Origin of the sequence: Flavobacterium algoritolerans (genome assembly GCF_030010385.1) — a bacterium.
Classification (GTDB): Bacteria; Bacteroidota; Bacteroidia; order Flavobacteriales; family Flavobacteriaceae; genus Flavobacterium; species Flavobacterium algoritolerans.
Genome location: NZ_JASCRZ010000001.1, coordinates 1,211,844 through 1,224,928, shown reverse-complemented (window position 1 = coordinate 1,224,928; position 13,085 = coordinate 1,211,844). Strand labels below are relative to the sequence as shown.

Genomic DNA, 13,085 nt, shown 5'->3' with positions numbered 1-13,085 from the left:
GTCGCTCGAAAGTGCCGCACAACGTTCTGACCCTTGGCGAAGTTGGGAAATAAAGATGCGAGATTTTTCGGTTAAACGCAAATTTTCCAAATACAGAACCATCTTTAAATTCAGCTTAAAACCCCAATCTCACCAAACGGCTGTTAGTCGCTGGTTTTTATTTTAGATGCAACGAAATCAACTACCTTATCGAAATTTTCTTTTCTAATTTCACTTTCTGATAATGAATACCAATTCGTATTTTCTTTGAAACCAAAGAATACAGTTTGATTATCTACATTGAAATATTTAAAATTATCCCAATTGATTTTATAATCACCACCATAAAATTCAAATCTAAAATAACTATTTTCAAATTCCCATACACTAATTGGATTTTCATTCCACTTTTGTATACTTTCAATAGTTATTCTTTCAGTTGTCTTTTTTGCTTCCTTATACTTATTAAATCGAATTATTGCACTAATTCCTGAAACTACTCCTAAAATTAAAAACAAACCTCCAATATCTCCTTTTCCATATAATATTACAATTCCGAGAAGGATAAAAATAACCGCAACTATAGCTGTTTTTTTAGTTTCACCAAAGTATTTTTCCCAAGCAATCTTGAAAGTTAATTCAATTTGTTGTCTGTAAATATTCTCGTCAAAAGGTATTTCAAATTTCATCATTTATGCGAGGTTGTTAAACTTGCCACTAACGTTCTCGCGCTACAAGCAGTTTGGGATTAAAGAAGCCAAATCTTCGGATAAACATAAATTTACCAAATACAAAACTATCTTTAAATTTAACTAAATCCCCAAATTGCTTGTAGCGTGTGTTATGCGGGGGTTATTTTGTCGAAATTCCAATTGAACCGTAAATTTATCACGCTTCTGTCGGCAAATTCTAATTTTAAATTTTCGGCTTCTCATTATTTATTTTTCAACTTGAAAGTTTCGATTATATTTTCTTTTAGTCTTAATGTAATCACAGAGCTTTTCCGAGCATTAATTTTATATTTAATTGTATCTGCATCATCATAAGTTACCAAGTATGTTGAAAGAATTTTTTTCGTTTCATTTTCGTATTCAACTGAATCTACAATTTTATATTTATAAATATCCTCGCTTTTGAATTCCATATTTTTAAAAAAGGCAATTTTATCTTCTCGAATGCTAATTCCAGATAGAGAATCAGAATTACTTATCCATTCGCCTTTTGGAATTAATTGCGATGCATTTAATTCTACTTTTATAGTTTTCTTTCTGTCGCAGTTGCTAAAAAATATTAATATTATTAAACAAAGTAGATTCTTCATCATAATTTTTCTTAGTTATCTCTGTTCGTGGTTTTAAAAATTGCTGTTATAATTTTAAGTTTCCGTTTAGATATTTTCTGCGGAAACAGATCTTTATTTTCAAATTGTTTTTATCTGCGTAATTTCGGCATAACTCCCGCATAACTAGCATATAGGTCTGATAAAATCAGACCTATCACCCCAAATAGAGGTTGATAAGTCTGTAAACTGTCAGACTTTATTTCAATCAAATGTATAAATAATATTTTTATTACAAATTACTAAAAGTAGCTTTATTTAGGAAGCCTTTTAACAATTGTAATCTAGATTAGAAATAAGGTATTGGACATGCAGGATTCCCTAGCCCTGACAGGATTAAGAAAAGATTGCAGTGTAAAGCGGGAAATAGCTCCTGAAAAAACTAAATCTTCACGACAAACCCTCCATGAGGTTTCATAGTTACTTTTAGTTTTGTACTTTTTGATACGGCTTTTTGCTGAAATCCGTTCTCGTCTTCGGCGATACTAAAACCTTTGGAATTAGTCACAAAAGACAAATCAATTTCTATTTCTTTGGCAGTGGTTTCCCCGTTGATCCCAACGATATGCCATATATTGTCTTTCCTTCTGGCCATGATAATGTACTTTCCCGGATACCCATCAATAAATTTAGAATCATCCCAATTCGTCGGGATGTCTTTTAAATAATCGACTACATAAGCAGGCATTTTAGCCATTCCGTCAGGCGTTTCGGCGATGTGTTGAATTCCGGATAAGAATAAAACGGGCAAGGCTAATTCAAATGCTGGAGTTGTTTTTCGGGTAATATTTGGAATATAATCCAAAACCATTGGCGTGAAATCCATTGGGTCAAAAACATTTCGAGCAAAAGGGAGCATGGCACAATGTGTTGGGGCTAAGTCCGCAATATCTTGAAAAAAAGTAATGTATTCATATCCTTTTACCGCTTCAGTCGTAAGCAAATTTGGATAGGTGCGTTGCCAACCTCTGGGTAAAGTTGCTCCGTGTAAATTAATCACTAATTTATGCGCCGCAGCATCGGTCAGCATATCATGATAATACGCAATCATCGATTGTCCGTCGCCACCAAAAAAATCAACTTTGATTCCCGCAATTCCCATTTCGTTAAGTCTGGTAAACTCCCGAACTCTGTCAGCATGGGTGATTAATTTACTTTTTGGATGGTATTCCGTGCTGTTCCAGGATCCGGATGAATTGTACCAAACGAGTAGTTTCACGTTTTTACCTTTGGCGTAAGCCGACAATTCTTTCATTTTTTCATCGCCAATTCGAGTATCCCAATCGGCATCTATCAAGCAATACGGCCAATTCATAGCAGCGGCATAATCAATAAATTTATGGGTAGTTTCATAATTAACCGATTCATCTTTCAGCAAAACCCAGCTCCAAGACGCAATTCCGCTTTTTATAAACGAAGTGTCTGCAACCGTTGACGGATCGGCTAGATCTGTTCCCATTGTACTTTCGGTAATGGTGTTAAGTGACCCAATAGTAATAATGCGCCAAGGTGTGTACCAAGGCAAAACAGATTCCGGATTTAAAGCCCCGTTAGGGAAAATCTCTTCTTTTTGCGGAAAAGTTACCTGCATCGCTTTTGATGTGTCATTAAACACCAATCGGCTGCCGCAATAATTGGCTTGCAATCCTGTTTCGGAAATCAAAACCCAAGTATCATTGGCATGAAACAAAGCCGGATACACCCAACCTTCGCCTATGGCAGGTTTTGTATTTACGGGAACGTCCATCGCATAATGCTCTTCATAGGAAGGATTGGTTTCTTTCCATCCCGTTTTCGCTCTGGACATGGGTTGCAACCACGCTTTTGTGGTGGTGTCAAAATTATAAGTAGTTTTCTCTTCTGTTATTTTTTTAATAGCTGTAGAAGTTTCTGGAAAATGGTATCGCAACGCAATTCCATCGTGGGATAGTTGAAAAATAACATTCATTCTTTCCCCTTTATTGTTTTGCAAGCTAACGGTGTATTGATTTGCAGCATAAGCAATTTTTTTTCGTTTCCCTTGCAGCATCGAATAGTTGGATTGAATTGGTTTCGATTTAGAAACGGCCACTATCTTTAAATCCGAATAAAAATTAGCGTCTTCTCTGACAATCCCCAAATCAGAAGTATTAACAACCAATTTATCTTTGAAGAAAACCTTGTAAGAAGGCGTTTTCTTTAGGTTTAGACTAAATTCAATTTTTATTGTTTTATCCGAATTGACAAAAAAATAACGGGTTGGTTTCCCCACAAATGAAGACAATGACAGCGTCAAAAAAGCTAACAAAACTATTTTTTTCATAATTAAGTGTTTTATTTACACTTACAAGAATACAAAAATAAAATTGTATAAATAACGATATCGTTAAAATTTTCAAACTCTATTTAGAATATCACAAAAAAAACGTTTTGGGGTATAAAACTGCTATAAGCGAACCGATAATCAAGTGATTAACGCCATATTAATGGATATTTCAGGAGAAAAAAACCATCTAAAACCAAAAAAACCGCTTCTTTCGAAGCGGTTTTTGTACCCGGAGCCGGAGTCGAACCGGCACGGTTTCCCACAGGTGTTTGAGACCAGCGCGTCTACCAATTCCGCCATCCGGGCTTAGCTAGACATGAAATAACAACAGTTATTCCAACGCAATAAAAGATGTGATTGTGTTTAAATCAACCATCAATTCCTTTAACACGGTGCAAATGTAAAAAATAATATTAAATGTTCTACTAAAAATACTTAATTTTTTCCTTTCAGAGTTGAATAAATTTTATAAATTTGCACCTCGGTAAAACGAAACACACTAACTAACTACAAAACAACAAATTAATGTCACACCTAGAACCAGAAGCTAAAATTTTTGCTTGTTCACAAAGTGTCTATCTTGCAGAAAAAATAGCAGAGCAATACGGAATCCCATTAGGGAAAGTCACCATGTCAAAATACAGCGATGGTGAATTTCAGCCTTCATATGAAGAGTCTATCAGAGGATTACGCGTTTTTATTGTTTGTTCGACTTTTCCAAATGCAGATAATTTGATGGAATTGTTATTAATGATTGACGCTGCAAAACGTGCTTCGGCAAGACATATAACTGCAGTAATTCCTTATTTTGGATGGGCAAGACAAGACAGAAAAGACAAGCCTAGAGTTCCGATAGGGGCAAAATTGACAGCGAAATTATTAGAAAGCGCTGGGGCAACACGAGTAATGACAATGGACTTGCATGCTGATCAAATTCAAGGATTCTTTGAAAAACCAGTGGATCATCTTTTTGCTTCAACTATCTTTTTACCATATGTAGAAAGTTTAGGTTTAGACAATTTGACTATTGCATCTCCTGATATGGGAGGTTCTAAAAGAGCTTACGCCTATTCTAAATTTTTAAATTCAGATGTGGTTATCTGCTACAAACAGAGAAAAGCTGCTAATGTGATTGACACGATGGAATTAATTGGCGAGGTTAAAGGTAGAAATGTAATCTTAGTAGATGACATGATTGATACCGGAGGCACTTTGGCGAAAGCCGCCGATTTAATGATAGAAAAAGGAGCTTTGAGCGTAAGAGCAATTTGTACCCACGCTATTTTATCTGGCGAGGCTTACGAAAAAATTGAAAACTCAAAATTGAGCGAATTAATAGTTACCGATTCTATTCCGTTGAAGAAAGAATCAAACAAAATAAGAGTGTTAAGTTGTGCACCTCTTTTTGCTGAAGTTATGCACATGGTGCACCACAACAATTCCATTAGTGGAAAGTTTATAATGTAAATCTCTAACCCTAAAGGGGAATTAGCAAGGTTAACTAAAAAAACACAAACAAGTAATATTATTTAATAACTATATTTTTTTTACAATGAAATCGATTACAATTAAAGGATCAGAAAGAGAAAGCGTGGGTAAAGTAGCAACTAAAGCCCTACGTAATGCTGGATTGGTTCCTTGCGTATTATACGGAGGAAATCAGGCAGTTCATTTCTCAGCAGAAGTTATGGCTTTCAAAAACTTGGTTTACACTCCAAACGCTCACACAGTTGAGATCGATCTTGGAAAAGGAAAATCATTTAACGCTATTTTACAAGACATTCAGGTTCACCCGGTGTCTGACAAGATTTTACATATTGACTTCTTTCAAATTTTTGATGACAAAGAAATCACTATGGAAGTTCCAGTAAAAATCGTTGGTAACTCTAAAGGAGTTATGGCAGGTGGAGATTTACGTTTGAACAACCGTAAATTAAAAGTAAAAGCATTACCTAAAAATCTTCCAGATTTCGTTGAAGCTGACATTACGCCACTTGACATGGGTAACAAATTATACGTTACTAAAGTACCTACTCCAAACTTCAAAATCATGCACCCAGACAATACAGTTATTTGTCAAGTGAAGATTTCTCGTGCGGCTATGAAAGCAGCTCAAGAAGCAGCAAAAGCAGCAAAAGCTCCTGCAAAAGGAAAGAAAAAATAATATTTTTTCAATCATTCAAGAAAGCATCAGTTGTAAAACTGGTGCTTTTTTTATTTAATCTGAACTCGTTTCAGATTCTATTCAGGAGCACAGCTATCCATTTTCACAACAACACTCCTCCTGCTGTACGTTCTATCTTTCATACCAAAAAAAGGCATAAAAGGATGTCACTTCCATAAGGGCTATCCAGAACCACTTTAGTTCTCCATAACGATTTTTTAAAGCTATCTATCCCGCAATTCTTCTCTTTCTAATTTAAATGAACTTAAATCCCTTCTATGGTTTAAAAAATTCAAAAAAAGCGAAACGGTTTTGCTCTAATAATTGCCATTAGTTTACTTTTGCAACATGATAAAATGGATTTCAAATTTATTCTCATCAACAAAAACAGAAGACAATACAGGTTGTATCAAGCCAGAGGTTCAAGAACACACAAAAAACAACATAGAAAGCGTGAGTAATAAATTTTTAATAGTTGGCCTCGGTAACATTGGCGCCGAATATGTAAACACAAGGCATAACATCGGATTTAAAGTAGTGGATTTTTTGGCTCGCAAAGAAGGGATTTCTTTTGAAACCGTAAAACTAGGTTCCCTTGCTCAATACAAATTAAAAGGAAAAACTTTTTTTCTTTTAAAGCCTAACACGTACATGAATTTAAGTGGAAAAGCAGTTCAATACTGGATGGATAAAGAAAACATCCCATTAGAAAATATTTTTGTGATTACAGATGATTTGAATCTTTCCTTTGGAACCATCCGCATTAAACCAAAAGGAAGTGATGGCGGACACAACGGATTAAAGAACATCAATCTGGTGCTGAATACGCAAAACTACACTAGATTCCGTTTTGGAATCAGCGACGAATTCAAGAAAGGAAAACAAGTTGACTATGTTCTTGGCGAATGGGATGACGCTGAGAAACTGGCACTTCCTGATCGATTAGAACTGGCTTCGGAGATTATAAAATCATTTGGAACCGCTGGACTGGAAAACACAATGACCGCATTTAACGGAAAATAAAAAGAGGGAAACATCATAGACGTTTCCCTCTTTTTGTGTTTTAATTTTGATTACTCAATCACAATTTTTCTCACTTCTTTTCGGCTTCCATCAATCACCGTCAATAAATAAAGTCCTGGTTGGATGTTTTTCAATTGGATGTTTTCGTTAAAATTAGAATTGCTTTCAAATTTATTTTCAAAAAGTTTTCTGCCTAATAAATCATGTACCAATACCTTTACCCCATTTGATGATGCACTCGTAAATTGAACACTAAAATCCCCTTTATTTGGATTTGGATATACAACAAAATTATTAATTTCAAAATCTGGTGTTGCCAAAGTATACGTTTTTGTACAAATTGTTATTGAGGCTGAATTAACTGTACCAACATCATTCTGATCCAAATCACGAGCACGCAAAGTCCAATTCCCCTGAGGACTCAGTCCATTAAATGTAGATAATAATTCAAATGGTGATGCAGTTTGAGCTGTTGTTACTCCACAATCAAGTGGCGTTCCTAAATCATCATAATTCAAAACCAAACTACGACTTAAAGAGCCACAACTTCTTTCAAATAACTTTACTGCGGTCCCTTGTGGATTTACAACCTCTATTTGCACATCTGACAAATAGGTGTGTGTAAAAGCAACTGAAAAATTCACATCAGATATGACTTCAGTCGTAGCCGGTACAGTAATAGTTCTCGTTGCATAAGTAGTAGATTCCGGTATAGGAAACGGGGCTGAAAAATTATAAGTAACACAAGATGAAGAAACTGAATAACCAATAGCAAAGGATTTGCTATTTACAGCATAATAAATATTTGCTGTTGGCTCAATTAAAACCCTACAATCTTTAGACGCTACATTTGGAACCGTAATTGTTTCCGAACCGTCATTTGGGGTATTTGAAGCTAAAACTGTAGTGAAATTTAATCCTCCATCAGTTGAGAGTTTGATATTTACATTCGTTGAACCAATCAGAGTGTTGGAATTATTTACATCCCAAGTTATTGTCTGGGTCGTTCCTTGAATCCAAGCGGAATTTTCAGTGTTTTGAGAAGTTACTGCAAATGGACCTACTGTACCACTGACATTTACCACCATTTCATCCGTATTTGTTTGCGCAGTTCCAAGAGCCGCATTATCTCTGCCCGTCAATGTAAAAGTAAGCGCTCTTTCAATTGTAGAAACCGACTCCCATGTGGTTGTCAGCTTATTTGCCAAAACCGAACTCAAAGCAGGCATAAAGCGTACTGGTGTATTACTTGGGTAAAAAGATCTAAAGTTAGGTCCGTAAATTTTTGTCGGCGATGCAAAGCTGAAATCACCCTCCTCGTTTATCGTAGAATCTACAGTCCTAACAGCCGTGTCATTTTGTTCCCAGCAATAGGTAACCACATCTCCATTCGTATCTGATCCTGTTCCAGTTAACTTAAAAGCAGTACCATTAGGAATAGTATAATCTAAACCAGCATTAATTATTGGAGGATTATTAGCAAGAACAGTACTCACGGGACAAGTTTTAGAAAGAAGATTATCCTGTATTTGCTTTATACTTGCATAAGCAAAATAATCATCTGAATTATTTTGAACATTATAGCCCGAAGTAATTCCTGCATATGCCATAATAGTAGAACCACTGCCTGGCTCCACATTTACGCCAGTATCTTCAATCTCGAAAGAAAACGTATGATTTGCACCTAATTGATGTCCCATTTCGTGCGCTACAAAATCAATATCAAAAGTGTCTCCTTGAGGTACTGCATTACTTGGTGAAGTATAAGCACTTCCTTTTGCCATAGGAAATTCGACAGTAGGATTTACACACACACAACCTATACAACCTGCGTTTCCTCCACCTCCATCTGCACCAAATAAATGACCAATATCATACCCCGTATCCGTAATTGTGGCATTTAAATTGTTTTGTAATTCTTGGTTCCATTTCCCAGCTGCGCCTTCAGTGGAATTTGAATATGGATCAGTGGCGGCATCAGTGTAAATTAAAAGATTATTATTTGCGATTATATTCAGTTTTACGGCTAAGTCTTTATTGAAAACCCCGTTAACTCTTGTCATAGTAGCATTCATAGCACTCAAAGCATTTGCAACAGTACCGCCATGAAATGCAGTATACTCACCCGTACAAGACAAAGCCAGCCTTAAGGTTTTAAAAACTTTATTATTTGCACCAATTTTACCGGTCTTATTTAAGAGTTGTTTATTCAAAGCTACATCTTCCGTTTTACATGTAAAAGGCAAACTTCCTGAAACCCTGCTTTTGGAATCAAAAAGAACATAAGTAGTATTATCTTTAGAATAGGGCTCGATAAATTCTGAGCCACTTTCCCCTCTGAGAATCATAGTCTGGATACCTTTTGGGGATAAACTGAAATAAAGAGACGCTTTTAGATCTGTAATTCCAATACCATTATAAGCTCTTATGGTAGGATTTTGTGCTTGCAATTCCGGTTCAAAATTAGAGGACTCCCAAACTGAAAATTTTTCTAGATCACCATTCATATTTGGAATAGTAATTTCAATTCTACTCTGTTTTCCTTCTTTATTGTGAAGTACTTCCAACGATTTTTTTAATGCAACTTCATTCAAATTAAACAATAACTGCTTATCAGCAATTGGTTTAACATTTATTCTGTCAGAAACTGCAACATTATCTTGGGCAATTCTTTTCCAAAAAGATCCCTCTTGGGAATGAATTGCTGAATTGTAAAAAATAATTATAAAAAACAGTATAATTCTTCTCATAATTTTATGATATTTAAACCTCAAAATTAAATCATTTATAGCAATGATTGATTCAATTTTTTGATATTTTAAATCAAATACTAGAAAATTTAACCATTTTTTATTTTAAAATCCCTTTTTTAAATTTTTTCTTGAAATTCCGTTGAAAATCAATTGGCCATACTGCTACTTTTAAAATAGATACCTTAAATTTGCACTATTATAAAACACTTGCTTTGAAGATTTTCCATTCTATAAACGATTTCAGCTCCACAAAAAAAACGATTCTAACCTTAGGCACTTTTGACGGAGTACACATTGGGCATAAAAAAATCCTGAAAAAATTAACCCAAAACACTGAAAATCAAAAATACGAAAGCTTAGTTCTTACTTTTTTTCCTCATCCCAGAATGGTCTTACAAGAGCATTCTGACATAAAACTACTCAATACCATAGACGAAAAAATAGATTTGCTAGAAAAGATTGGTATTGAAAACCTTGTTATCCATCCTTTTGACGAAGCTTTTTCGAGACTAACCGCCGAAGAATTTGTGAGTAACATTCTTGTTGATCGATTTCATATCCAAAAAATAGTTATTGGTCACGACCATCGATTTGGAAGAAATAGAACGGCTAACATTGATGATCTAATCGACTATGGAAAAGAATACGGTTTTGAAGTAGAACAAATATCAGTTCAGGAAATCAATGACATTTCGGTAAGCTCTACAAAAATCAGAAATGCCCTATTAGAAGGAGATATGGCTTTGGCCAATGAATATTTAGGATACAATTACTTTCTAACCGGAAGTATTATCCAAGGAAAACAATTAGGAAGAACAATCGGTTTTCCTACTGCTAACTTAAAAATCGAAGAAAATTACAAACTGATTCCGCAAAACGGAGTATATATTGTAAAAAGCATAATTGATGGACAAATCGTTTTTGGAATGATGAACATTGGATTTAATCCTACTGTTGACGGGCAAAAACAGTCTATTGAAATTCATTATTTTGATTTTAATGCTGATTTATACAATCAAAAAATCAGCGTTTCAATACTGCATAGGATTCGTTCAGAACAAAAATTTGAATCTGTTGACCTCCTGAAAGAACAACTTGAGAAAGACAAAAAAACGGCACTCACATTCTTAAATAAATTTTAATTCTGAATAAAAATCTTTTATATTTTCATAAAATATTGCTATTTTTTCTGTAAATTTGATTGTAATATACTGTTTATCATAAAGGTGTAATTTTTTAAATTTTAAAACTGGCCATATGAAACTACCGAAAGAATTATTGAACGGATTTATTATTTTCATTGGAATTGGACTTTATTTCTTATTAATGGAGGCTTTAGGTCTTGCTGATTTATATTATTTACGTCTGATTAACGTGCTGTTTGTATTTTACGGAACTCAAAGAACCTTACAATCAAATTTTGCCGAAGGCAAAACGATATTGGTTTCCAATGCTGTTTCGGCATTAATCACTTCACTTACAGGAATATTTTTAAGCATCATTGGACTGATAATTTACAGCTTTTCAAAAGGAGGCGATGCTTATGTAAGCTCATTGTCAAAAACCTTTTTATTTGGCGGAAATCCATCGGTGATGACCTATTCTATTTCCTTGTTATTTGAAGGAATCGTATCGGCCGTAATTGTTACATTCATGCTAATGCTGTATTGGGACACCCGTTACGCTTCAGACAAACACCAAAATTGATTAAATCTATTTTACTTTTAGGCTTTTCAAGAAGAAATAATTCAGAGCTGTAATAAAAGAATACAGAACAAACATTCGACTGAAAACACACCAAAAGTATTTATCGAAAAACGATAAATAACACCATTATATAGCAATAGATTTCAAAAAAGAACACTCTTTTCACTTCACATCTCTATTCTATTGCATAATGAAGTTTGTTTTTTAATTTTTAAAAACGAATCCTATGAAACTACCAAAAGAGTTATTAAACGGGGGAATTATTTTCTTTGGAATTGGGGTGTTTTTTTAGCTCATGAATACATTCGTCTATGCTGATTTATTTTATTTTTCCCTTTTGAATGTGTTATTCATTTTTTACGGTGTTAGCAGAACGATTAAAATAAACATCAATGTAAGAAAAAAACTTTGTTAGCAATGCTAATCAGCAGTAAGTACCTCATTGATAGGTGTCTTTTAAGCATCAAAGGATTAGTGACTTAGAGCCAAACGAATGGAGGAGATACCTATACAAAATCCTTACCAATGACTTTTTATTTGGTGGAAACCCTTCGGTAAATACTGATTTGATTTGCTTACCTTTTGAAGGAATCGCCTCTTCGGTAATTGTCACCATGTTGCTAATGCTATATTGGAACAACCGTCAGATAACTGATTAACTTAGCTATTGCGTTGCTTCTTTAGAACAATTTAACTACTTTTGGTGCATCAAAAAATCGCATCGATGAGTATTACAAAACACAATTGGACGAAAGAAGAAATTATCGCAATATATAATAAACCTATGATGGATTTGCTTTTTGAAGCAGCTTCTACACATAGAGAACACCACGACCCTAATGTGGTTCAGGTTTCAACATTATTATCCATAAAAACGGGTGGATGTCCTGAGGATTGTGGCTATTGTCCACAAGCCGCAAGATACCATACTGAAATTGAAGGCAATGATTTAATGTCAGTTAGCCAAGTGAAAGCGCAAGCTTTACGCGCAAAATCTAGCGGATCTTCACGTGTATGTATGGGAGCAGCTTGGAGAAACGTAAAAGACGGCCCTGAATTTGACCAAGTGCTTGAAATGGTTCGTACCATAAATAAACTAGACATGGAAGTGTGTTGTACCCTTGGAATGATTACCGAAAACCAAGCGCACCGATTGGCAGAAGCAGGTTTATATGCCTACAATCACAATTTAGACACTTCCGAAGAATATTATAAAGAAGTAATTTCAACACGCGGATTTGAAGACCGTTTGCAAACCATAGAGAATGTTCGTAAAACGAATGTTACTGTTTGTAGCGGAGGAATTATCGGAATGGGGGAAAGCATAGAAGACAGAGCAGGAATGCTAGTAGCTCTTTCTACATTAAACCCACAACCTGAATCTGTGCCAATAAATGCATTAGTAGCTGTTGAAGGAACTCCGATGGAAGAAGAAAAACCGGTAGAAATATGGGAAATGATTCGAATGGTAGCCACTACGAGAATTATCATGCCTGAAACTCAAGTACGTTTATCAGCCGGAAGAATGAATATGAGCCGCGAAGGTCAAGCCATGTGTTTCTTTGCTGGTGCCAATTCTATTTTTGCAGGAGATAAATTACTTACTACACCAAATCCTGATGTAAATGAAGACATGAAAATGTTTGAAATGTTAGGTTTAAATCCACAAAAACCATTTACAAAAGTTTCTCAGCCACAAACCGTTGAAGCTGAAGATTCTCAATTTGCACCATTGGGAGAAAAACCAAAATGGTCAAGACCAGGGCATACTATTGAGAGAAATCTTGAAGCATCCGGTAAAGAAAAATAAATATC

The 13,085-nt window shown here is 34.9% G+C and carries 11 protein-coding genes and 1 tRNA gene; 7 read left to right on the top strand and 5 right to left on the bottom strand.

Annotation, left to right across the window (positions count from 1 at the left end):
- Positions 1 to 143 precede the first annotated feature (143 nt).
- From QLS65_RS05280 to QLS65_RS05265, 4 genes are all read right to left on the bottom strand, one after another.
- On the bottom strand, positions 144 to 671 hold the full coding sequence (locus QLS65_RS05280) for a hypothetical protein (RefSeq protein ID WP_282715665.1): 528 nt from the start codon (positions 669 to 671) through the stop codon (positions 144 to 146).
- A gap of 242 nt (positions 672 to 913) precedes the next feature.
- Positions 914 to 1,303, bottom strand: a complete 390-nt coding sequence (locus tag QLS65_RS05275) for a hypothetical protein (RefSeq protein WP_282715663.1) — start codon at positions 1,301 to 1,303, stop codon at positions 914 to 916.
- 397 nt (positions 1,304 to 1,700) lie between these two features.
- Positions 1,701 to 3,620, bottom strand: a complete 1,920-nt coding sequence (locus QLS65_RS05270) for a glycoside hydrolase family 97 protein (protein WP_282715661.1) — start codon at positions 3,618 to 3,620, stop codon at positions 1,701 to 1,703.
- A 229-nt stretch (positions 3,621 to 3,849) separates the two neighbouring features.
- Positions 3,850 to 3,929 (bottom strand) — tRNA-Leu (locus tag QLS65_RS05265).
- A 219-nt stretch (positions 3,930 to 4,148) separates the two neighbouring features.
- Here QLS65_RS05265 and QLS65_RS05260 point away from each other — a divergent pair.
- The 3 genes from QLS65_RS05260 (at position 4,149) to pth (ending at position 6,810) form a co-directional block, all read left to right on the top strand.
- A complete protein-coding gene (locus QLS65_RS05260) occupies positions 4,149 to 5,090 on the top strand; it encodes a ribose-phosphate pyrophosphokinase (protein ID WP_099713818.1) in 942 nt (313 codons plus the stop codon).
- Between the two features lie 85 nt (positions 5,091 to 5,175).
- Positions 5,176 to 5,787 carry a 50S ribosomal protein L25/general stress protein Ctc gene (locus QLS65_RS05255; protein WP_282713338.1) on the top strand — a complete coding sequence of 204 codons (612 nt, stop codon included), beginning with the start codon at positions 5,176 to 5,178 and terminating at the stop codon, positions 5,785 to 5,787.
- A 348-nt stretch (positions 5,788 to 6,135) separates the two neighbouring features.
- Positions 6,136 to 6,810, top strand: coding sequence for an aminoacyl-tRNA hydrolase (gene pth, locus QLS65_RS05250; RefSeq protein WP_282713337.1), 675 nt, complete (start codon positions 6,136 to 6,138; stop codon positions 6,808 to 6,810).
- Between the two features lie 50 nt (positions 6,811 to 6,860).
- On the opposite strand, the gene QLS65_RS05245 is transcribed toward pth, so the two are convergent.
- A complete protein-coding gene (locus tag QLS65_RS05245) occupies positions 6,861 to 9,560 on the bottom strand; it encodes a zinc-dependent metalloprotease (protein WP_282715658.1) in 2,700 nt (899 codons plus the stop codon).
- A gap of 215 nt (positions 9,561 to 9,775) precedes the next feature.
- On the opposite strand from QLS65_RS05245, the gene QLS65_RS05240 reads away from it, so the two are divergent.
- From QLS65_RS05240 to bioB, 4 genes are all read left to right on the top strand, one after another.
- The gene (locus QLS65_RS05240) at positions 9,776 to 10,705 is read left to right on the top strand and encodes a bifunctional riboflavin kinase/FAD synthetase (RefSeq protein ID WP_282715656.1); all 930 of its coding nucleotides are present in this window, start codon (positions 9,776 to 9,778) and stop codon (positions 10,703 to 10,705) included.
- Between the two features lie 115 nt (positions 10,706 to 10,820).
- Positions 10,821 to 11,270 carry a hypothetical protein gene (locus tag QLS65_RS05235; protein ID WP_282713334.1) on the top strand — a complete coding sequence of 150 codons (450 nt, stop codon included), beginning with the start codon at positions 10,821 to 10,823 and terminating at the stop codon, positions 11,268 to 11,270.
- Positions 11,271 to 11,719: 449 nt separating this feature from the next.
- Positions 11,720 to 11,929: a hypothetical protein gene (locus tag QLS65_RS05230; RefSeq protein ID WP_282715654.1), complete on the top strand. Its 210-nt coding sequence runs from the start codon at positions 11,720 to 11,722 to the stop codon at positions 11,927 to 11,929.
- Positions 11,930 to 11,994: 65 nt separating this feature from the next.
- Positions 11,995 to 13,080, top strand: coding sequence for a biotin synthase BioB (gene bioB, locus QLS65_RS05225; RefSeq protein ID WP_282715652.1), 1,086 nt, complete (start codon positions 11,995 to 11,997; stop codon positions 13,078 to 13,080).
- The last annotated feature ends 5 nt before the right edge of the window (positions 13,081 to 13,085 follow it).